The sequence below is a fragment of the Streptomyces sp. NBC_00083 genome, assembly GCF_026343295.1.
Lineage (GTDB): Bacteria > Actinomycetota > Actinomycetes > Streptomycetales > Streptomycetaceae > Streptomyces.
This window is the reverse complement of sequence record NZ_JAPELY010000002.1, coordinates 1672107-1693799: the sequence shown is the minus strand read 5'-3', so window position 1 is coordinate 1693799 and position 21693 is coordinate 1672107. Positions and strand designations below refer to the sequence as shown.

11 protein-coding genes are annotated in these 21693 nt (G+C 74.0%); 5 read left to right on the top strand and 6 right to left on the bottom strand.

Annotated features, from left to right (window positions below):
- Nucleotides 1-31 precede the first annotated feature (31 nt).
- Genes argC through OOJ98_RS23690 form a run of 4 tightly spaced genes read left to right on the top strand, consistent with a single transcriptional unit; the run spans nucleotide 32 to nucleotide 4525 of the window.
- A complete protein-coding gene (gene argC, locus OOJ98_RS23705) occupies nucleotides 32-1072 on the top strand; it encodes an N-acetyl-gamma-glutamyl-phosphate reductase (RefSeq protein ID WP_267056952.1) in 1041 nt (346 codons plus the stop codon).
- The gene (argJ, locus tag OOJ98_RS23700) at nucleotides 1069-2220 is read left to right on the top strand and encodes a bifunctional glutamate N-acetyltransferase/amino-acid acetyltransferase ArgJ (RefSeq protein ID WP_267056951.1); all 1152 of its coding nucleotides are present in this window, start codon (nucleotides 1069-1071) and stop codon (nucleotides 2218-2220) included. The genes argC and argJ overlap by 4 nt, the downstream gene beginning before the upstream one ends.
- Complete coding sequence (gene argB / locus OOJ98_RS23695) at nucleotides 2217-3314, top strand: acetylglutamate kinase (RefSeq protein WP_267056950.1); 1098 nt, start codon at nucleotides 2217-2219, stop codon at nucleotides 3312-3314. Before argJ ends, argB begins: the two co-directional genes overlap by 4 nt.
- On the top strand, nucleotides 3311-4525 hold the full coding sequence (locus tag OOJ98_RS23690; protein WP_267056949.1) for an acetylornithine transaminase: 1215 nt from the start codon (nucleotides 3311-3313) through the stop codon (nucleotides 4523-4525). Before argB ends, OOJ98_RS23690 begins: the two co-directional genes overlap by 4 nt.
- Nucleotides 4526-4631: 106 nt before the next feature.
- Here the strand turns inward: OOJ98_RS23690 and OOJ98_RS23685 are convergent, their stop codons facing one another.
- The 4 genes from OOJ98_RS23685 to OOJ98_RS23670 form a co-directional block, all read right to left on the bottom strand.
- Nucleotides 4632-5156, bottom strand: coding sequence for a GNAT family N-acetyltransferase (locus OOJ98_RS23685; RefSeq protein ID WP_323177923.1), 525 nt, complete (start codon nucleotides 5154-5156; stop codon nucleotides 4632-4634).
- Nucleotides 5157-5382: 226 nt separating this feature from the next.
- On the bottom strand, nucleotides 5383-5667 hold the full coding sequence (locus OOJ98_RS23680; protein ID WP_267056948.1) for a hypothetical protein: 285 nt from the start codon (nucleotides 5665-5667) through the stop codon (nucleotides 5383-5385).
- The gene (locus tag OOJ98_RS23675) at nucleotides 5664-7244 is read right to left on the bottom strand and encodes an amidohydrolase (protein WP_267056947.1); all 1581 of its coding nucleotides are present in this window, start codon (nucleotides 7242-7244) and stop codon (nucleotides 5664-5666) included. The genes OOJ98_RS23680 and OOJ98_RS23675 overlap by 4 nt, the downstream gene beginning before the upstream one ends.
- Before the next feature lie 128 nt (nucleotides 7245-7372).
- Nucleotides 7373-7585 (bottom strand): MbtH family protein, encoded by a 213-nt coding sequence (locus tag OOJ98_RS23670; RefSeq protein WP_267056946.1) that lies wholly within the window; start codon nucleotides 7583-7585, stop codon nucleotides 7373-7375.
- A 192-nt stretch (nucleotides 7586-7777) separates the two neighbouring features.
- Between OOJ98_RS23670 and OOJ98_RS23665 the strand changes: the two genes are divergently transcribed.
- Nucleotides 7778-8920: an alpha/beta fold hydrolase gene (locus OOJ98_RS23665; protein WP_267056945.1), complete on the top strand. Its 1143-nt coding sequence runs from the start codon at nucleotides 7778-7780 to the stop codon at nucleotides 8918-8920.
- 102 nt (nucleotides 8921-9022) lie between these two features.
- On the opposite strand, the gene OOJ98_RS23660 is transcribed toward OOJ98_RS23665, so the two are convergent.
- Entirely contained in the window at nucleotides 9023-10726 is a 1704-nt protein-coding gene (locus OOJ98_RS23660) for an ABC transporter ATP-binding protein (RefSeq protein ID WP_267056944.1), read from the bottom strand.
- Entirely contained in the window at nucleotides 10713-21665 is a 10953-nt protein-coding gene (locus OOJ98_RS23655; RefSeq protein ID WP_267056943.1) for a non-ribosomal peptide synthetase, read from the bottom strand. The genes OOJ98_RS23660 and OOJ98_RS23655 overlap by 14 nt, the downstream gene beginning before the upstream one ends.
- Nucleotides 21666-21693: the final 28 nt, after the last annotated feature.

Here is a 21693-nt window from a genome sequence, read left to right as displayed (position 1 = left end):
ACCCACGGACATCCCCACAGAATGGACGAACATGACCGTACGGGTCGCGGTGGCCGGGGCCAGCGGATACGCGGGAGGGGAACTGCTCCGCCTGCTGGCTTCGCACCCCGGTGTCGAGGTCGGCGCGGTGACCGCGCACAGCAGCGCCGGACGCCGACTGGGTTCCGTACAACCGCAGTTGGCCCAGTACGCCGACCGGGTGCTGCTCGGCACCCACGCCGACGCGCTGCGCGGACACGATGTCGTCTTCCTCGCCCTCCCCCACGGCCAATCCGCCGCCCTGGCGGCCGAGTTGGAGCCCGGCACGCTCGTGGTGGACTGCGGCGCCGACTTCCGGCTGCGCGATCCCGCCGCCTGGGAGCGGTTCTACGGCTCCGCCCACGCCGGGACATGGCCGTACGGGCTGCCCGAACTGCCGGGCGCACGAGACGAGTTGAAGGGAGCAACGCGGATCGCGGTGCCGGGGTGCTATCCCACCGCCGTAACCCTCGCCCTGTTCCCCGCCTACGCCGCCGCCCTCGTCGAACCCGAGGCCGTCGTCGTCGCGGCCGGCGGAACCTCCGGCGCCGGGCGCAAGCTCGCACCGCACCTGCTCGGCTCCGAGGTGATGGGCTCCATGAGTCCGTACGGAGTCGGCGGCGGCCACCGGCACACCCCCGAGCTGGCGCAGAACCTCTCCCTCGCCGCCGGCGAACCCGTGACGGTGTCCTTCACGCCGACCCTCGCCCCCATGCCCCGCGGCATCCTCGCCACGTGTTCGGCCCGGCTGCGTCCCGGGGTCGCGGAGGCGGGGCGGGACGACGAGGCGCGCGCAGTGTTCGAGGCCGCGTACGCCAACGAGCCGTTCGTCCGGCTGCTGCCGGCCGGCCAATGGCCCACCACCGCCGCGGTGCTCGGCTCGAACACCGCCCACGTGCAGATCGCCGTGGACCCCGAGGCCCGCAGGCTGATCTGTGTGAGCGCCATCGACAACCTGACGAAGGGCACCGCCGGTGGCGCGGTGCAGAGCATGAACATCGCCCTCGGCCTGCCGGAACGGCTGGGCCTGCCCACGAATGGAGTGGCTCCGTGAGTGTGACCGCCGCCCTCGGATTCCTCGCCTGCGGAGTGCGCGCGGGCCTCAAGGAATCCGGCGAACCGGACCTCGCCCTGGTGGTGAACCGCGGGCCGTCGCGCGCCGCCGCCGGTGTCTTCACCTCCAACCGCGTGCAGGCCGCGCCGGTCCGCTGGTCGCGCCGTACGCTCGCCGACGGCCGGATCTCCGCCGTCGTGCTCAACTCCGGTGGCGCCAACGCCTGTACGGGACCCGGCGGCGCCGACGACGCCCGGGTCATGGCCGAGCGGACGGCACTCGCCGCAGAGGTCGACCCGGACGAGGTCGCCGTGTGTTCCACCGGCCTGATCGGGGTGCGCCTTCCGATGGACCGGGTGACGGCCGGCATCACCGCCGCCGCGGAACGGCTCTCGGACCGGGGCGGTGAGGACGCGGCCGTCGCGATCATGACGACGGACTCCGTGGCCAAGACCGCGGTGGCCGCGGGCGACGGCTGGACCGTGGGCGGCATGGCGAAGGGCGCGGGCATGCTCGCTCCGGGGCTCGCCACCATGCTCTCCGTCCTGACCACGGACGCCGTCGCGGACGCGGGTGTCCTCGACGCGGCGCTGCGCGCGGCGGTACGCACCACCTTCGACCGGGTCGACTCGGACGGCTGCATGTCCACCAACGACACCGTGCTGCTGCTGGCGTCGGGGGCCTCGGGCGTGACGCCCGAACCCGCGGCGCTCACCGCTGCCGTGCACGCCGTCTGCCGCGACCTGGCCCGCCAGTTGATCGCGGATGCCGAGGGCGCGTCCAAGGAGATCGAGGTGTCCGTCGTCGGCGCGGCCTCGGAGGCGGACGCCGTCGAGGTGGGCCGCTCGGTGGCCCGCAACAACCTCCTCAAGTGTGCCCTGCACGGCGAAGACCCCAACTGGGGCCGGGTGTTGTCCGCCATCGGCACCACGGCGGCGGCCTTCGACCCGGACCGTCTCGACGTGGCGATCAACGGGATGTGGGTGTGCCGGGACGGGGCCGAGGGCGAGTCCCGCGAGAAGGTCGATCTGACTGGCCGTCACATCGAGATCACCGTGGACCTGCGCGCCGGTGACGCCTCCGCCGTGATCTGGACCAACGACCTGACGGCCGAGTACGTCCACGAGAACAGCGCGTACAGCTCATGAGCGGGGCGGGGACGGCGGAGCCCGGCATACCGACCGGGCCGGCCGACACGTCGACGGCGGAGCCCGGGGTACCGACGGCGGGGCGCGGGCCCGGGGCAGTCACAGCGGCCCCGGCCGCGCCGCCGGTGCCGCTGTCGGGCGCGCCCGACGTGGCGTGGCCGGAGGAGCTCCAAGGGCGCACGGTCGTCGTGAAGTTCGGCGGCAACGCCATGGTGGACCCGGCGCTGCACCGCACGTTCGCACAGGACGTGGTGGAGCTGTGGCACGCGGGGCTCCGGCCCGTCGTCGTGCACGGCGGCGGGCCGCAGATCAGCGCGCTGCTCGACCGGCTGGGCCTGGAGGTCCGCTTCGAGGCCGGGCTGCGGGTGACGACGCCGGAGACGATGGACGTCGTGCGCATGGTGCTCACCGGGCGGGTCCAGCGGGAGCTGGTCGGGGCGATCAACGCGCACGGGCCGTTCGCCGTGGGCCTGTCCGGCGAGGACGCGCACACGATGACCGCCGTGCGGCGGGCCGCCCTGGTGGACGGCCGCCCGGTGGACATCGGCCTGGTCGGCGACATCGTCGCCGTGGAGTCCTCCACGATCAGCACGCTTCTGGAGCAGGGCCGGATCCCCGTCGTCTCCCCCGTCGCGCGCGGCGAGGACGGCCAGATCTACAACGTGAACGCCGACCTCGCGGCCTCGGCCCTTGCGGTCGCCCTCGGCGCGGACCGCCTGATGGTCATGACCGACGTCGAGGGGCTGTACGCGGACTGGCCGCACAGCACCGACGTCGTCGAGCGGATCAGCGCGGCCGAACTGAGCCTGTTGTTGCCGGAGTTGGCGAGCGGCATGCTGCCGAAGATGGAGGGCTGCCTGCGGGCGGTCCGCGCCGGGGTCGGCCGCGCACAGGTCATCGACGGCCGCGTCCCGCACGCCCTGCTGCGCGGCCTCTTCGCCGAGGACGCGCCGGGCACGACGGTGGTACCGGACGAGCAACCCGGGTCCGACGAACCCGGCGTCCGGCACCACACCGGCCCCGGCCCCGGAGCCCCCCGCACCGAGCACCGTCCCGGGTCGCAGACACCCGGCGTCAAGGAGGATCGCGCGTGACCGCCGACCGTTCGACCGCGCTGTCCGATCGCTGGCGCGGGGTCATGATGGACACCTACGGCACTCCCCCGCTCGCCCTCGTCCGGGGCGAGGGCAGCACCGTGTGGGACGAGGCCGGACGCGCATACGCGGACTTCACCGGCGGGATCGCGGTCAACGCGCTCGGGCATGCCCACCCCGGCCTGGTCGCCGCCGTCGTGGCGCAGGCCGCCCGGCTCGGGCATGTGTCGAACCTGTTCGTCTCGGAGCCGCCGGTCGCCCTCGCCGAACGGCTCCTCGCGCTCCTCGGCCGGCCGGGGCGCGTGTTCTTCGCCAACTCGGGCGCCGAGGCCGTCGAGGCCGCGTTCAAGATCGCCCGCAGAACCGGGCGTCCGCACCTCGTCGCGGCCGAGGGCGGCTTCCACGGACGCACCATGGGGGCGCTCGCCCTCACCGGCCAGCCGGGCAAACAGGCACCGTTCACGCCGCTGCCGCCGCACGTCACCCACGTCCCCTACGGCGACGCGGAGGCACTGCGCGCCGCCGTCACCGAGCGCACGGCGGCGGTCGTCCTGGAACCCGTGCAGGGCGAGGCGGGCGTACTCCCGCCTCCCCCCGGCTACCTGCGGGCCGCCCGTGCGGTCACCCGGGCGGCGGGCAGCCTGCTCGTGCTCGACGAGGTGCAGACCGGCATCGGCCGCACCGGCCACTGGTTCGCGCACCAGGCGGAGCCGGGCCTGGAGCCCGATGTGATCACCCTCGCCAAGGGGCTCGGCGGCGGCCTGCCGATCGGCGCCACCGTCGCCTTCGGGCCCGCCGCCGAACTGCTGACCCCCGGTCAGCACGGCTCCACCTTCGGCGGCAATCCGATCGCGTGCGCGGCCGGGCTCGCCGTTCTCGAAGCGATCGAGAGGGAAGGGCTGCTCCTCCATGCCGCACGGGTGGGCGAGCGGCTGCGCCACGGCATCGAGAAGCTGAGGCACCCCCTGGTCGCCGAGGTGCGGGGCGCGGGTCTGCTCCTCGGCATCGTGCTCGCCGAGCCGGTCGCGGTACGGGCCCAACGGGCCGCGCAGGAAGCCGGGTTCCTCGTGAACGCGGCCGGGCCCGGCGTCGTACGCCTGGCTCCCGCGCTCAACGTGCCCGAGGAGCGGGCCGACGCCCTCGTCGCGGCGCTGCCCTCGATCCTCGACGCGGCCTACGCGACCGGGCGCCCGGACACGGACACCGACTGATTCCGACGCGCGGCCGGTCGCAGGCACCGCCGAAGCCGCAGCCGCAGCATGGAGAAGGGGCGGACCTTTTACGGGGTCCGCCCCTTCCCCGCTTGGGCTGCGCGGCCTACAGCGTGCGGGCCAGGACGCGTGCGCCGCGCGCGGGGTCCAGGGTCCGCGCCCACGCGGCCGGGGCGAGGTCCGGGCCGGACGGAACGAAGCCGTGGCCGAGGAAGAGCCGGCCGCTCCCGGTCGTCGCGGTGAACAGCATCGTCAGGGCGCGGCCGCGCGCCCGCGCGAAGGCCGCCTGGAGCAGGCGGCCGCCCATCCCCGAGCCCTGACGGTGCGCGGCGACGCAGAAGTTGTAGAGGACGCCGTCCGCGCAGTGCCCACTCAGGCCGATGCCGCCTTCGATGGCGCCGTCGGGGTTCTGGGCGACGAGGAAGTCGGTCGCCCGGGAGCGGTAGAGGGACAGGGGGCGTTCACGGAGCGCGCCCAGGCGGACGAAGGGCCGGGAGAGGGCGGCCAGCGCGGGCCCGTCGCTCTCGCGCGCCGGACGCACGAGGAATCCGTCGGCTCCCTGCCATCGGGCGGCTGGGGCGCGGAGCGGCAGCGCGGCGAGGGCGGCGGGGGGCAGCGTGGCCGTGGTCAAGGCGGTCCTTCCTCGGGTCGCACCGTTCGCGGGCGCGGGGCGTTCCCGGACGCGGTCCGGATGAGGACTGCGTGCGGGGCCGGCCCCAGCGGAACGGCAGAAGTAAGGGTAGCCTTACCTGAGTGCATGGGCCAAGTCGGACGTCCGGACTCCACCCAATGAGCCGCACGAGCGCTCTCCCTGACGGGTCGTCAGAATAGCGGTGTGGGAGTCACGTGGGCCACGCCTACCCGCACGGGCGCCCGGGGTACGCGTCGGTCTCCGGGGCTCCGGCCTCGCGCATCCGGCGTATCACCTCGCCGAGGACCACGTCGTCCACGTCACCCGCGCCACTGGCGTCGGCGATGTCGGCGATGTCAAACGGGATGTTCAACTCCCGGTCGAAGACGACGGACTCGAAGGACCCGACGGATCCGCCCGTCGCCCGGTGCCAGATCACCCAGCGCGTCGGGGCGTCGGGCGCCTCCCACAGCGGGGCGAGACGTTCCAGGGTGTCGGTACGAACGTTCACAGTTTTCCTGTCTCCGTTGCTTCGTGTCCGTCGACGAAGGTCGCCACGATCTCGATGTCCGCGATCCGGGAGGTGTCGACGCGTCGCGGGTCGTCGCCGAGGACGACCAGGTCGGCGCGGCGGCCCGGGGCGAGGGTGCCCGCGTCGGCGTCCCACCGGCATGCGTGGGCGCCGGCGACGGTGTAGGCGTGGAGCGCCTCGTCCACCGTCAACGCCTCGCGCGGGCCTATGAGTTGGCCCGATGCGGCGGCGCGCTCGACCAGGAACTGGATGCCCCTCAACGGCGCTCCGTCCGTGACGGGCCGGTCCGAACTGCCCACGAGGGTGACCCCGTGGTCCAGGAAGCTCCGGCCCCGGTACATCCAGGGCGTGCGTTCCTCGCCCATCACCCGCGCGTAGTCGTCGCCGAAGGAGTGGAGGAACGTCGGCTGGATCACCGCGCCGACGCCGAGGCGCGCGAAGCGGGGCAGTTGGTCGGGGCGGACGAGCCCGGCGTGCTCGATCCGGTGGCGCGCGTCGGGCCGGGGCCGCAGGCGTTGGGCGTGCTCCAGCGCGTCGAGGGCGAGGTCCGCCGCGCGGTCGCCGATGGCGTGGACGGCGAGCTGCCAGCCGGCGAGATGGCCGTCCACGATGAGCTGGGTGAGGCGTTCGGGGTCGTCCTGCAGCTGACCGGTGCGGTCCGTGCCGGTGTACGGGGCGGTGAGCGCGGCCGTGCGGGCCATCATGCCGCCGTCGGTGTAGACCTTGAGCGCGCCGAGCGACAGCCAGTCGTCGCCGAACCCGGTGCGCATGCCGAGGTCCAGGGCGCGCGGGAGACCGTCGCGGGGGTGGGCCTCGCGCGGGCGCAGGGTGTCGGCGGCCGCCATGAGCTGGACGCGCAGGGGCAACCTGCCCTGGTCCCGGAGCAGTTGATAGGCGCCCAGCTCCACCGGGCTGTGGCCGAGCAGTCCGCCCCCGATGCCCGCCTCGGCGACGGCGGTCACGCCTTCGGCGAGGCAGCTCCGGGCCGCCCGCTCGACGGCGTCGGCGATGTCACTCTGGGCGTAGGGCAGCCGGAGGCGTCGCGCGGCGGTCATGGCGCTCTCGGCCAGGAAGCCGCCCTGGTGCGGGACTTCGAAGGGGAGCAGGGCGAGGACCGCGCTGTTGACGACGCAGCCGTGACCGGAGTCGTGCATCAGGAAGACCTTGCGGCCGTGGCTGACCGTGTCGAGTTCGGCGGCGGTCAGATGGCGGCCCAGGGCGCGCTGGTCGTAGCCCATCACGTCCACCCAGTCGCCGGGCGCGCCGGTGCGCGCCGCCGCCCGCCCGATGACGGCGAGCACCTCGTCGACCCGCTCGCAGGGGGCGACGCTCGGGGCGCTCCGCTTGAACCCGGCCCAGGCCAGGTGGACATGGCTGTCGATGAAGCCGGGCAGCACCGTGGCGCCCCGGAGGTCGACGACTTCGCGCGCGGGCAGCGAGGTCACGGCCTCGTCGAGGCCCACAATGCGGCCCCGCCAGATCCCCAGGTCGTGGGCGACCGGATGGCCGGGGTCCATGGTGACGATGTTCGCGTTGGTCAGCCTCGTACACAGCACAGGAAGTCCGTCCGTCGCGGATGCTCACGAGAGGGGCCCGGGACCGCAGTACGCGACGGGCGTACGCACCGCTCACGTACTCGTTCGCGCCGCCACGGCCGCCGGGCTCCCCGGGGCGGGCGTGCGGGTCAGGCGTCGGCGGCCGCCGCGAGGGAGCGCGGGCGCAGGTCGGTCCAGTTCGACTCGATGTACTCCAGGCACGCGTCGCGGCTCGACTCCTGCTTCGCGACCGTCCACCCGCCGGGTACCGCCGAGAAGGACGGCCACAGGGAGTGCTGGCCCTCGTCGTTGACGAGGACGAGGAAGCGGCCGTCGGCGTCGTCGAACGGGTTGGTGCTCATGCGGGGTTCCTCCTGGAGCCCGGTGGGGCCGGCCCCGCGGCCCGGACGCAGGCGCGTTCCCGGGCGGCAAGGGCCGCGCCCGTGGGGGTGGTTGGTCTGGACGAGGTCGGCCTTACAGTGAGCCACGCTTAGGTTAGGCTCACCTAATTGCCGAGCTTAACGTTTCCCCCTCGTCCTCACAAGGAGGCACCGATGCACCCGACCGGACCACGGCAGGAGAGCCCCGGAACGGCCGGCTTCGCGTCCGGTTCCGCGGCCGGACCGGACGGCCCGTTCGACGCGTTCGGCCTGTCCGGCGCGCCCGGCACCGATGCGTTCTGGGCGGCGGCTCCCGTCTGCCGCCCGTCCGGCGACGGCGGGTGGGTCACCCTGTTCCGGTGGCGGGGCGCCCCCGCGGTCGTCGAGTTCGAGAGCTGGTCGGATCCGGTGCCGCTGGCGCGGTGGCGCGACACGGACTGCTGGTACGCCGAGGTGCGCATGCCCGCCCGGCTCCGGGTGACGTACCGGTTCCGTACGGACGACGGCGCGTACGCCGATCCCCGCAACCCGGTCGGCGCCGGCGGCGAGCGGTCCATCGCCGCCACCCCGGACGCGCCGCCGCAGCCGCACTGGCCGGCCGTCGACGCCGCCGATGTGCTGCCCCTGCCGCGCGCCCGCGTCCGCTGGGCGAGCGCACGGCTGGGCGGCCGGCGCACCGTCCGGATCCATCCGGTGGGCGGCGGCGGGCCCGTGGTGCTGCTGCTCGACGGGGACGACTGGCTCCATCTGCACCCGGCGGTCACCGCGTTCGACGCCGCGTACGCCGCCGGCGAGATGCCCGCGGCCACGCTGGTCTTCGTGCCGGCCAAGGACCGGCTCGCCGAGTTCGGGTGCCGGCCCGAGTGGTGGGAGTCGGTCCGCGACGAGCTGCTGCCGCTCCTCACGGAGGCCGAAGTGCCGCTGGACCTCTCGACGTTGGCGGTCGCCGGGCAGAGCCTGGGCGGCCTGAGCGCGATGTACGCGGCGCTGGAGTTCCCCGAGTTGGTGCGGCGCGTCGCCTGCCAGTCGCCGTCGTTCTGGTGGGCGCCCGGAGCCGAGGAGCTGCCCGATCCGCTGGGCGGTCCGGTCGGCGGCGCCATCGCCGCGCGGCTGCGGGAGCGTCCCGCCCCGGCCGGGCTGAGGATCGCCTTCGACCTCGGCGAGCACGAGACCCGCATGCGGCCCCACTGCGAGCTGGTCGAGTCCCTCACCGGGCAGGCCGGCGCCACCGTGCGGATCTCGCGGTCGGCGGCGGGCCACGACCGGGCGGGCTGGCGCCACGCCCTGCTCAGGGATGTCGCCTGGGCGCTGGCCTGACCGGGGGTCACGCCCCGAGGTGCGGCCACCGCCCGACGGGCGACGGCCCGGAACCCGGCGCGATCGCCGGGCCCCGGGCCGTCATCGCCCGTACCGGCCCGGCTACCGCGTCACCGCCAGGCTGTACGCCTCGTCCGTGGCGAGCAGCTTGCGGTGGGTGCCCTCGGCGGTGACGACTCCGTCGTCCACCACGAGGACCCGGTCGGCGGCGTCCAGCAGGGCCGGGCTGCTGGTGATGACGACGGTGGTGCGGCCCCGGCGCAGCTCGGCGATGTTGCGCGCGATGAGCTGCTCGGTGACCGCGTCCACCGCCGTCGTCGGGTCGCGCAGCACCAGTACGTCGGTGTCGGCGGCCAACGCCCGTGCCAGGGACAGTCGTTGGCGCTGCCCGCCGGAGAGGTTGGAGCCGCGGTCGCGCACCTCGTAGTCGAGGCCCTCGCGGTGCAGGGCGACGACGTCGGTGAGCAGGGACGCCTCGACGGCCTCGGGCAGGGTGCGGCTGGTGCCCGACGGGTCGATGTTGGAGCGGAGCGTCCCGGCGAAGATCTCCCCGTCGTAGGGGTTCACCAGGAGGTGCTCGCGCACCGAGTCGACCGAGAGGCCCGCGAGCTGCCGGCCGCCGACCCGCACCACCCCCTCGTAGGCGTCCGGCGGCACCCGCACCGCGAGGATGGAGGCGAGGTCGGCCGCCGCGCGCGGCTGGTAGGCCGCGATCGCCGTGAACTCGCCCGCCGGAACCAGGAACTTCAGCCCTTGGAGCGTCCCGTACCGGACGCAGTCGAGCTCCAGGTCGCCGCCGGGCGCGGCGCTCTCCGTGCCGGTGGCCGCCGCTGTCGGCGCGGACAGCACCAGGGCCATCCGCTCGGCCGAGGCGCGCGCCGTCATCACGTACTTCGGCATGTCCGAGAACTGCTTCAGCGGCTCCATGATGAACTGCGCGAGGCCCACCGCCATGACGAGCTGCCCGACGTCGATCTGCCCGTCGAAGGCCAGCCAGCCGGCGGTCAGCGTCACCGAGACCGCGAGGACCGCGTTCAGGCCGAGCGCGGTGCCCGCGTAGACGCCGTTGACGCGGGCGACGGTGATCGACTGCTCCTTCGCCTCCGTGCTGACCCGCCGGTAGGAGCGGAACGCCGCGTGGTTGCCGCCGAAGCCGTGCAGCGGGCGCAGGCCGGTGATCAGGTCGGCGACCTTGGCACCCGCCCGCGCCACCCGCGCCTGCTGCTCCTTGGTGCTGCTGCCGATCCGCCGGGACATCAGGCTGAGGACCGAGAGGATCGCGACGGTGCCCGCGATGACGAGCACCCCGAGCCGCAGGCTCGCCGTGCCCAGCGCGACCGCCGCGATGAGCAGCGAGATCATCGAGCTGATCAGGATCGGCACCACCTCCACGATGTCGGCGGTCTGGTCGGCGTCCTCGGTGGCGATGGTGAGCACCTCGCCGGACTTCAGGCCGGTGTCCCGGGCCACCGGCTGGAGGCCGCAGGCCGCGACCCGCACCCTCCAGCGGTGCGCCTCGGTCGTGTTGGCCTTCTGCAGGATGCGCATGCCGAACCGCCACGACAGGGACACCGTCGTGATGATCACGGCGAGCGCGCCGATCGACACGGCGAGCGAGGTGGTGCTCCGCTCGCGCATCGTGTGCTCGACGATCAGGCCGAGCGCGATCGGGAAGGCGGTCTCGCCGGCTTGGTAGAGGCCCATGAGGACGGTGCCCCAGACCATGGCGGCGACGTTGCGGCGTATCGCCGTCCGGAGGATGCCGGATCCCGGGCGGCGGGATCGCTGGGCGTCAGGAGTTGTCATCAAGGTGGCGGGCAATCGCTTCCGGGGTTCGCAGGGTCAACAGATCGCGGATCGTGATCACGGGGCCGAATTCCCGGCGGAGCAGCCCGACCAGCCGTACGGCCAGCATGGAGTGCCCGCCCAGGGACTGGAAGTCTCCCACCGCGCTCACCTCGTCGTCGTCCAGGTCGAGGGTCTCCGCGAAGTACTCGCAGACCACGGTCTCGGTCTCGGTCTCCGGGCCGCGCTCCCCCGCGGTGGTGAGCGCGCCCAGCGGCCTGGGCTCGGGGAGCGCCTTGGTGTCGGCCTTCCCGTTCACCGTGAGCGGGATGCCGTCCACCTGGGCGTAGTGCGTCGGCCGCAGGAAGTCCGGGAGCCCGGAACCCGCCTCGGCCGCCACGTCCGCGAGGTCGGCGCCGTCGAGCACGAGGTACACGGCCAGCCGGTGGGCGCCGTCGACCTGGGGGTCGGGCTGGGCGACGGCGGCGGCGAACCGGACCGCGGGGTGCGCGGCGAACGCGGCCTCGACCTCGCCCAGTTCCACCCGGTGTCCGCGGATCTTGACCTGCTGGTCGGTGCGGCCCAGGTAGAGCAGGTTGCCGTCGGGGCGCCGGATCACCAGGTCACCGGTGCGGTACATCCGCTCGCCGGGCCTGCCGAAGGGCGACGCGACGAACCGGTGCGCGGTCTGGGCCGGCTGTCCCAGGTAGCCGCGGGCGATGCCGACGCCCGCGACGTAGAGCTCGCCGGGAACGCCGTCCGGCAGGGGCCGCAGCCACGGGTCGAGTACGTACACGTCGGTGTTGTCGATCGCCACGCCCACGACCGGGTCCTGGCACTCGAAGGTGCCCACGCCCAGGGTGTTGATGGTGTATTCGGTCGGGCCGTACAGGTTGTAGCCCACGGTGCCCTCGGTGGCGGCGAGCCGCTGCCACAGGCCCGGGGTGACGGCCTCGCCGCCGAGCAGCACCAGCGCGGGGCGCCGGGCCGGGTCGTCGAGCAGGCCCTGCGCGATCAGTTGCTGGGCGTAGGTCGGGGTCACGTTGACGACGTCGACGGCGTGCTCGGCGCAGTACTCGACCAGGGCGGGCGCGTCGCGGCGCAGTTCCTCGTCGCAGATGTGCACCTCGTGGCCGTCGGCCAGCCACAGCAGTTCCTCCCACGACATGTCGAAGGCGAACGACACCGTGTGGGCGATCGTGAAGGTGCGGTCGCCGTGCTCGGACAGGACCGGCGCGAAGATGCGTCGCTGATGGTTGATCAGCATGTTGGTGAGGCCCGCGTACTCGGTCACGACGCCCTTGGGCCTTCCGGTCGATCCGGACGTGTAGATCGTGTACGCGGGGTGGCGCAGGCGGTCCGGATCGTCCGGCGCGAACGTCGTGAACGGCTCGGCCCGGGGCAGCGGCCGGTCCAGTTCGATCAACTCGCCGGTCAGGCGCGGCGATACGGCGCTGACGGTGAGGACCACGTCCGGGCGGGCGTCCTCGACGATCGCGGCGATCCGCTCGTCCGGGTGGTCCAGCTCCAGCGGCACGTACGCGGCTCCCGTGCGCAGCACCGCGAACAGCGCCACGATGGAGTCGAGGGAGCGCGGGATCGCGAGGCCCACGGTCCGCTCGGGGCCGATGCCGCGTCCGGCGAGCACACCCGCCAACCGGCGGCTGCGGTCGCGGAGTTCGGCGAAGGTCATGCTCCGGCCGTGCGCGACGAGCGCGGTGCGCGCGGGTGCCCTGTCGGCCGCCGCGTCGAACCGGTCGACCACGGTGTCGGTGCCGATGTCCGTGCGGGCGGCGGGTTCGGGGGCGGCCCCGAGGCCGGGGAGCGCGCCGACCGGCCCGGTGGAGGCGGCGAGGTCCATGAGCACGCGCACGTAGTCGTCGAGGAGGCGGCGGGCTCCCGCGCTGTCGCCGTGGCGGTGCTCCAGCTTGACGGTGAGCCGCTCGCCCGGGGTGACGACCCAGGTGAACGGGTAGTGGGTGGAGTCGTCGGACGTGACCGCGGTGATGCCGTGCCGCTGGTTCATCGCGGCGAACGCGTCCATGTCCAGGAAGTTCTGGAGCACGAAGAGGTTGTCGAACAGGGCGTCGTGGCCGGCGGCCCGCTGGATCTCGCCGAGGCCGAGGTGCTCGTGCTCCATGGCCTCGACACGGGCGCTCTGCACGGCGTTCAGGTACTCCCGGGCGGTGGCGCCCGGCCGGGGCCGGGTCCACATCGGCACGGTGTTGAGCAGCACGCCGACGATGTCGGACAGGCCCTCGCCCTCGCGGCCGGAGACGGTCACGCCGAACACCGCGTCGCTGCGGCCCGTGTGCGCGCCGAGGAGCAGGCCGAACGCGCCGGTCAGGACGGAGTTCAGGGTGACGCCGTGCGCCTTGGCGGCCGCCCGCAGGAGGTCGGACTGCCCTGCGGTGAGGGTGTGGACGAGCGCGGGCGGCAGCTCCTCGCTCAGCACGGGGGACGGCCCGGCGAGCAGGGTCGGGCCGGTGAGCCCGGCCAGGTGCCCGGCCCAGAACCGCTCCGAGACGGCCTGGTCCCTGGCGGCGATCGTCCGGGCGTACTCCTCGAATCCCGGCGTGGCCGGATCGCTCACCGGTCGCTCGCCGGCGAGGACGGCCTCGTACGCGGTGAACAGGTCGCGAAGCACGATCTCGCGGGACCAGCCGTCCCACAGCAGCAGGTGGTAGCTGAGGAGCAGGCCGTCGTGGCCGTCCGGGCGGCGGATCACGGTCAGCCGGATCAGCGGGGGCTCGGCCGGGTCGAACCCGGTGGCCCGGTCGCGGACGCGCAGGGCCTCCACGTCGGCGTCGGTGGACAGTTCGACCGTGTGGACGTCGATCCGCCGGCCCGCCGTGAGGACCTGGACCGGGTTGCCGTCGTCGTCGGTGCCGAAGCCCGCGCCGACGACCGGGTGCCGGGCGGTCACCGCGGTCATGGCCTCGGCGAGCGCGTCGGTGTCCAGGCGCCGGTCGAAGGCGAAGTAGCTCTGCGCGACGTAGTGTCCGGCCGCACCGGCCAGCTGGGCCTGGAAGTACAGGCCCCGCTGGAGGGGGGTGACCGGCGCGGTGCGCTCGGCCGTCATGGCGCGGTCACCGATGGTCTCCACGGCGCGCGCCCAGTGGTCGGTGATCGCGTCGGGGATCTCGTCGGCGAGGGTGAAGGCGGCGTGCAGGCTGCCGGTGGCCGCGTCGGTCCAGGCGTTGACCTCGACGGCGTACGGGCTGCCCTGGTCGCCGCCGGTGATCTGCGGTACCTCCGATTCGCCGCCCCGGCCGAGGTAGTTGAACAGCACCTGCGGGCGGGCCCCGAGGAGCGGCGCCGTCTGCGGGTTGAGGTGGCGCAGCCGTCCGTAGGCGAGGTGTCCGGACTCGTCGGGCTGGCGCTCGGCGAGTTCGCGGGCGGCGGCGACGGGGTCGGTGTGCGCGGTGAGCCGGACGGGCGCGATCGCGGTGAACCAGCCGACGGTGCGGCTGTAGTCGTGGTGCTCCGCCACCGGGGAACGGCCGTGCCGTTCCAGGTCGATCGCGAGGTCCCCGGGCACGGCCTGGACCTCGGTGAGGGCGGCGCGCAGGGCGCCGCAGAGCAGCTCGGTCAGGGCGACGCCGAGGGCGGCGGGTGCGGTACGCGTCACCCGGTCGCCGATCTCGGGGCCGAGCACCACCGTGGTGGAGCGCAGGGCGCCGACCGAGGGCAGCAGCGGCGGCGCCTGGAGCGTGTCGATCCAGTGCCCGAGGGCGCCGGTGTCGGCGGCGGAGCGCAGGGTGGACGCCTCCGCGTACGCGGCGTAGGACGTGGTCGCCGGTGCGAGGGGCTCGCCGCGCAGGGCGGCCGCCATGTCGTCGAGCAGGATCAGCCAGGACACGGCGTCGACCGCGAGGTGGTGCACGGTGATCACGAGGGTGCCGGTCGCCGCGAGCCAGGTGAACGCGATGACGTTCCCCGCCTCGGGGTCGAGCCTCGCCGCGGCCTCGTCGGCCGCCGCGTCGGCGTCGGCCGCGTCCGAGTGGACGAGGACCGCCGGGCGTGCGGGTTCGGTGCGCAGGCTCCACACGCCGTGCCCGGTGGTCAGGCGCAGCCGCAGCGCGGGATGGGCGGCGAGCAGCGCGGTCGCGGCGCGCTCGATGGACGCGGGCGTGGTGCCTTCGGCGGGCCGCACGGTCCGGGCCTGGGCGAACCGGTCCAGGGAGCCGCCCAGTTCACGCTGGCGCGCGATGATCGGGGTGAGCGGCAGCGGGCCGTCCTCGTGGGGCGCGGGCCCGGCCGGGGCCGGAGCCGTCCGCGGGGTCCGGGTGGCGAGGAGCGCGGCGAGGGCGCGCGGCGTCTTGTGCAGGAACACGTCGCGGGGCGCGATCGGCAGGCCGAGCGCCCTGGCCCGGTTGACCACGGTGATGGCGACGATGCTGTCGCCGCCGGCGCCGAAGAAGTCGGTGTCGGCGTCCGCGCCCGGGTGGTCGAGCGTCGTGGCGAAAACGCCGACGAGCGAGGACAGGGCGGAGTCGGTGGCGGCCCCGGGCGTCCCGTCGGCGGGCACCGGCGCTCCCTCGACGGCCAGGGGTTCCTCGTCCCGTGCGGCCCGTGCGGTGAGGGCCTTGCGGTCGAGCTTGCCGTTGACGGTCAGCGGCAGCGCGTCGAGGGTCAGAACCCGGCCGGGCACCATGTGCACGGGAAGCTTCGCGCGGAGGAGCGCGGAGAGTTCGCCGGGCAGCCGGCCCACGACGTGCGCGACCAGGTGGTCGCCGCCGGCCGCGACGGTGACGGCCACGTCGGTCACGCCCGGGAGGCCCCGGATCGCGGATTCGACCTCACCGAGTTCGATGCGGAAGCCCTTGAGCTGGACCTGGTCGTCGGCGCGGCCGGTGAACTCCAGCTCCCCGTCGAGGGTGCGCCGGGCCAGGTCGCCCGTGTGGTACATGCGGGTGCCGTCGTTGGCGAACGGGTCCGCCACGAAGCGGCCCGCGGTCAGCGCCGACCTGCCCAGGTAGCCGAGCGACACCTGGTCGCCCGCCACGTAGATGGCGCCCTCCTGGCCCGGCGGCACCGGCGCGAGCCGGTCGTCGAGGAGGTGGGTGACCAGGCCCGGCAGGGGGCCGCCGATGGGGCTGACGTCGTCGCCGTGCGCGAAGTCGTCGTCGGTCAGCACCCGGTGGGTCACATGGACGGTGGTCTCGGTGATCCCGTACATGTTGACGAGTTCGGGCGCGGCGGTGCCGTACCGCTCGACCCAGCCGCGCAGCCGGCCGAGGTCGAGCGCCTCGCCGCCGAAGACGACGCGGCGCAGCCGGGTGAGGGGCTCGGCCGCGAGGCGGTCGGCCTCGATGAACTGGTAGAAGGCCGACGGGGTCTGGTTGAGCACGCTCACGCCGCGCTCGCGGACCAGGCGGTGGAAGTCGACGGGCGAGCGGGTCAGCCCGTACTCCGGGACGAGCAGTTCACCGCCGTGGACCAGGGCGCCCCACAGCTCCCAGACCGCGAAGTCGAAGGAGTACGAGTGGAACTGCACCCATACGTCGGCCGGCCCGAAGTCCATGTCCGGCCGGGTGTTGGCGAGCAGCGTCACCACGCTGGAGTGCGGCACGACGACGCCCTTGGGCCGGCCGGTCGAGCCGGAGGTGTAGATCACGTAGGCGGGGTCGTGCCAGGTGACGGCGGGGCCCGTCATGTGCTCTTCCGCATCGGGCAGTTCATCGCCCTGCACCAGGACGCGGGCCGGGACGCCGGCCGTCTCCAGGAGTGCCGTGAAGCGCTCCCGCTGGTCGGGGGCGACGAGGACGACCTGCGGCGCGGCGTCCGCGAGGACGTGGACGAGGCGTTCGTCCGGGTAGGCAAGGTCGAGCGGTACGTAGGCGCCGCCCGCGCTGACGATCGCCACGAGGGCGGTCACCTGCTCGATGGTGCGCGGGACCGCGACGGCGACCCGCCGGCCCGGCCGGACCCCGGCGACGCGCAGGGTGGCGGCCAACTCGTCCTTGGCGGCGGCCAGTTCACCGTAGGTCAGGGACCGGGCGGCGCCGTCGAGGGCGCACTGGGTGACGGCGGTGGCGGCCGGATCGCGGCGGGCCGCAGCGTCGAACAGCTCCCCGAGCGTGACCGGGGCGATCGTCGTCGCCGGGCTCCGGGTGGCGCTGGGCACCAGGGCGGCGGCCTGCGCGTCGGGCCGGTCGAGGAGGCCGGTGAGGGTGTCGGTGAAGCGGCGCAGGAGGGACCGGGCGCCGCTCTCGCGCAGCAGCTCGCCGTCGTATATCAGGTTGAAGCGGGGGCGTCCGTCCAGGGCGCGCTCCACGACCAGCGTGAGCGGGTAGTGGGGGGCTCCCTCGTTGACGAGATCGGTGACGACGAGGGTGTCGCCGGGGCGGCGCAGGGCGGTGACGTCGGTCGCCACGTCGAAGACGACGAGGGTGTCGAAGAGGGGGCCTACGCCGGCCAGGCGGCCGGTCCGGGCGAGCGAGACGTGCTGGTGCGCCACGACCGCGCCCTGGTGGTCGCGCACCGAGGCGAGCAGCTCGCGCGCCGTGGTGGTGGCGTCCCAACGGGCGCGCAGCGGAACGGTGTTGATGAACAGGCCGACCATGTCGCCGATGCCGGGAACGTCCGCGTCCCGGCCGGAGACGGTCGAGCCGAACACCACGTCCGGTGTGTTCAGGACGGAGCCCAGGGTCAGGGCCCAGGCGCTGTGCACGGCCACGCTCAGCGTGACGCCGGCGGTCCTGGCGGCCGCGTCGATGTCGTGGGCCGGTTCCTGGTGGACGTCGGCGAAGCGGTCGGACGGGGTGTGCCCCGGGGCGACGAGGGAGGGGCCGGGCAGCTCCGCGAGCTCGGCGGCCCACACCCGGTCGCTCTCGTCGGCGTCGCGGCCCGCGAGCCAGCCGACGTAGTCGGGGAAGCCGCTCGGCGGGTACTCGCTGCCCGGCGCGTGGTATTCGGCGAGCAGCGCGCGCAGCATCGGCGGCACCGACCAGCCGTCGGCGATGATGTGGTGCACGGTCTGCACCAGGACGCCCCGGCCCGCCTCGGCGTCGCGGAAGAGGGTGAACCGCATCAGCGGGCCGGTGGCCAGGTCGAAGCCGGCCCGGCGGTCCCGCTCGGCGTGCTCGCGGATCTCGTCGTCGGTGATGCCGGCCCGGTCGACCGTGGTGAAGGGCGCCGTGGCGCCGCCGTCCAGGACGGAGACGACGCGGCCGTCGGCGAGCGCCGTGAAGCGTGCGGCGAGGTTCGGGTACAGGGCGAACAGGCGGGTCGCCGCGGCCTCCAGGCGGTCGGCGTCGATGGCGCCTTCCAGGGTGAGGAGTTGCTGCTCGACGTAGCTGCCCGTGGAGTCCTCGTCGAAGACCGAGTGGAAGTAGAGGCCTTCCTGGAGCGGGGTCAGCGGCAGGACGTCGCGCAGTTCGGGTCCGTCCAGGGCGTCGACGTCGGCCTGGGTGAGGCGGACCAGCGGGAAGTCGCTGGGCGAGTGGCCGCCGCGGTCCAGCGCGGCGAGGCCGGCGAGGGCGGTCCGGTAGTAGCCGCCGAGCGTCTCCACGTCCTCGTCGTCGAACATCCCCTCGGGCCAGGAGACGGTGGTGACGAGTTCGTAGTCGCCGGTGGCGGAGGGCTCGGCGATCGCGTTGAACTCCAGGGCGCGCGGCAGGCGCATGCGCGGGTCGCGCTTCTCGCCCAACTGGCCGGTCGCTCCGGCCGGTTGCCAGTCCTGTTCGGTGCCCGCGTCGAAGCGGCCCAGGTAGTTGAAGAGGACCTGGGGGGCGGGAGCGGTGAAGGCGGCGCCGGCCAGGTGGCGCAGCGCGCCGTAGGAGAGGCCGCCCGCCGGTACCCGGGCCAGGTCTTCCTTGACCGCCTTGAGTGCGGCGGCGAGGTAGCCGGGTGCGGTGAAGTCCTCGGCGGCGCCGGGGTCGACGGTCACGGGGAAGAGGGTGGTGAACCAGCCGACGGTCCGTGACAGCTCCGGCTCGACGCCCGCGGCGGCCGCCACGTGGCGGCTCTCGCGGCCGTGGCCTTCGAGTTCGATGTGCGCGAACGTCTGGTCCTGGCCGCGGTCGCGGCGCCACCGGGCGAGGGTGACCGCGAGCGCGGTGAGCAGGACGTCGTTGACGCCCGCGTGGAACTTCGCCGGGATCTCGCCGAGCAGCGCCGCGGTGAGGTCGGCGCCGACCGTGAAGGTCCGCTCCCTCTCGCGCTCGACGGTGTCGGCCCCGGTCGGCTCGCGCCTGCCGAGCCGCGCGTCCGGGCCCGGCAGCGGGCGCTCGAAGTGGGCGCGGTCCCGGTCGAAGGGCGTGCTCTCCAGGAGCTGCGTCCAACGCCGGAACGACGTGCCCACCGGAGGCAGTTCGACGGCTTCGCCCGCGGACGACTGGCGCCAGGCCGTGGCCAGGTCGTCCATCAGGACGCGCCAGGACACTCCGTCGACCACCACGTGGTGGACGACGACGACGAGTTGGCGTGCCGCGCGGCGCCAGACGGCCCGCAGCATCACTCCGTTGTCCGGGTCGAGGCCTTCGGTGGCGAGCGCCACGCACGTGTCGAGCGGGCCCTCGCTCTCCTGCCAGTCGGCCTTCGCGCCGTCGGGCGCCGGGATGTCGAAGCTCCAGCGGTCCCCGCGCACGAGGCGGGCGCGCAGCATGTCGTGCCGGGCCACCAGCGCGGCGAGTACGGCGTCGAGGGTGCCGGCGGTGAGCTCGGCCGGGGTGTTCAGGACGACCGACTGGACGAAGCCGTCGATCGCGTCGGTGGTCTCGCCGAGCCACTGCACGATGGGTGACGCGGTGACGGGGCCGGTGGGGATGTCGTCGTGGTCCACGCGCGCCCTGTCCTCACGGCTCGCGACGGCAGCGAGGGCGCCGAGGACGCTGTTCGCGAAGATCTGGCCCGCGCTGACGTAGAGGCCCGCCTCGCGCAGCGCGCTCAGGAGGGAGATCGCGAGGATGCTGTCGCCGCCGAGCGCGAAGAAGTCCTGGTCGACGCCGACTTCGTCGAGGCGCAGGACGGAGGCGACGGCCGTGCACACGGCACGCTCGTCGTCGGTGGAGGGCCGCACGAACGCACCCGTACCGATCTCGGGCTCGGGCAGTGCGCGCCGGTCCAGCTTGCCGTTGGCGGTGAGCGGGAACGCGTTCATCACGACGATGTGGGCGGGCACCATGTACTCGACCATGTGGCCGGCGGCCCACTCCTTGACCGCGTCGGCCCGCAGGTCGCCGCTGCCGGCGGCGGGGATCACGTACCCGACGAGGTAGGTGCCGCCCGCGCTGTTCTTCTTGGCGACGACGCAGGTGTGCCGGACCCCGGGATGCTCGGCGAGACCGGCCTCGACGTCTTCGAGTTCGAGGCGCATGCCGCGGATCTTGACCTGGTTGTCGGCCCGGCCGAGGAAGTCGAGGGAGCCGTCCGGGGCGAACCGGGCCAGGTCGCCGGTGCGGTAGAGCCGGGAGCCGTCGTTGGCGAAGGGGTTGGCCACGAACCGGGAGGCGGTCAGGCCCGGCGCGTTGACGTAGCCGCGCCCCAACAGGAAGCCGCCCACGTAGAGTTCGCCGCCGACGCCGGCCGGGACCGGGCGCAGCTCGTCGTCGAGGACGTACAGCTGGGTGTTGGGGTTGGCCTTGCCGATGGAGGTCGACAGGCGTTCCGCCGCGCCCCGGTAGATGACGTGGGAGACGCCGATGGTCGTCTCCGCCGGCCCGTAGCCGTGGTACATGGGGATGCCGAGCCGGGTGCGGAAGCGTTCGTACAGTTCGGGGGTGAGCACCTCGCCGCCGCACCACACGTGGCGCAGGCTGTCCAGGCGGTCGGAGTCGCCCGCGATCTCCAGGAGGACGTCGAGCATGGACGACACGAGGTAGGTGAAGGTGACGCGCTGGTCGGCGATCACGCCGAGCATGTGGTGCGGGTCGCGCTCGCCGCCGGGGCGCAGGACCACGAGGCGGCCGCCGCAGACCAGCGGCAGGAAGATCTCGTTGATGGATATGTCGAAGGACAGCGGCGCCTTGAAGAGCGAGGCGTCGTCGTGGCCGAAGTGCAGGATCTCCTCGACCTGCCACAACAGGCGTTCGCTGATGGCCTCGTGGCGGATCATCGCGCCCTTGGGCCGGCCGGTCGAGCCGGACGTGAAGATCACGTAGGCGAGGGCGTCGCCGGGGACCGTGATGCCGGGGGCCCCGGTGGGGTGCTCGCCGTAGCGCCAGTCGTCGAGGTCGACCGAGGCGGCGGCCGGTTCGGCGGGGTCGTGCTCGCCGGTGGTGTTGAGCTGGAGCGCGACGCGCGCGTCGTCGATGACGACGGCGCGACGCGCGGCGGGCCACTGCGGGTCGAGCGGGACGAACGCGCAGCCGGCCTGGAGGACACCGAGCAGGCCGACCACCATGTCGGCCGAGCGGCCGAGCGAGATCCCGACGACCTGTTCGGCGGTGAGCCCCCGCTCCAGCAGGTGGTGGGCCAACTGGGCCGACTTCTCGGATGCCTGACGGTACGTCAGCGAGCGTCGCCCGTCGACGACGGCGATCGCGTCCGGCCTGAGCCGGGCCTGTTCGCGGAACATCTCCACGATGGTCGGCCGGACGCGGTCGGCGTCGGTGTCGTTCCACCGGGCGAGGGTGGCGAGCCGTTCCACCGCGCCGACGGGGCCGATGGTGGCGAGGGGCCGGTCCGGGAAGTCGGCCAGGTCGTCGAGGGCGAGCTGCGCCTCGGCGACGGGCACACCGTCGGGGACCGCGATGCGGATGCCGTCGGACGCCGCTTCCGCGACCTCCCAACCGCGGGGCGCGGCGCCGCCGTTGTCGACCCAGCCGAGGAGGTCCGGGAACAGCGTTCCAGGGGCGAGCTCCAGGCCCTCGGGGCTCCGGCCCGTCGCCCAGTACGCCAGGCCGATGGCCGACGCTTCGGCAATGGTCCGGTCGCCATAGCCACCCAGGCGCCGCCGCACGTCAGCCAGGCGCGCGGGGGTAAACAGCACGAGACGAGCGCTCGGTTCCATCATCGAAGACTCAACACCCTTCCAAGGCACG

Bases quoted from the DNA above. Each gene is read 5' to 3' on its own strand.
- OOJ98_RS23655 (WP_267056943.1), bottom strand. From the start codon at position 21,665: ATGATGGAACCGAGCGCTCGTCTCGTGCTGTTTACCCCCGCGCGCCTG.
- OOJ98_RS23670 (WP_267056946.1), bottom strand. From the start codon at position 7,585: ATGAGCACCAACCCGTTCGACGACGCCGACGGCCGCTTCCTCGTCCTC.
- OOJ98_RS23660 (WP_267056944.1), bottom strand. From the start codon at position 10,726: ATGACAACTCCTGACGCCCAGCGATCCCGCCGCCCGGGATCCGGCATC.
- argB (WP_267056950.1), top strand. From the start codon at position 2,217: ATGAGCGGGGCGGGGACGGCGGAGCCCGGCATACCGACCGGGCCGGCC.
- argC (WP_267056952.1), top strand. From the start codon at position 32: ATGACCGTACGGGTCGCGGTGGCCGGGGCCAGCGGATACGCGGGAGGG.
- OOJ98_RS23665 (WP_267056945.1), top strand. From the start codon at position 7,778: ATGCACCCGACCGGACCACGGCAGGAGAGCCCCGGAACGGCCGGCTTC.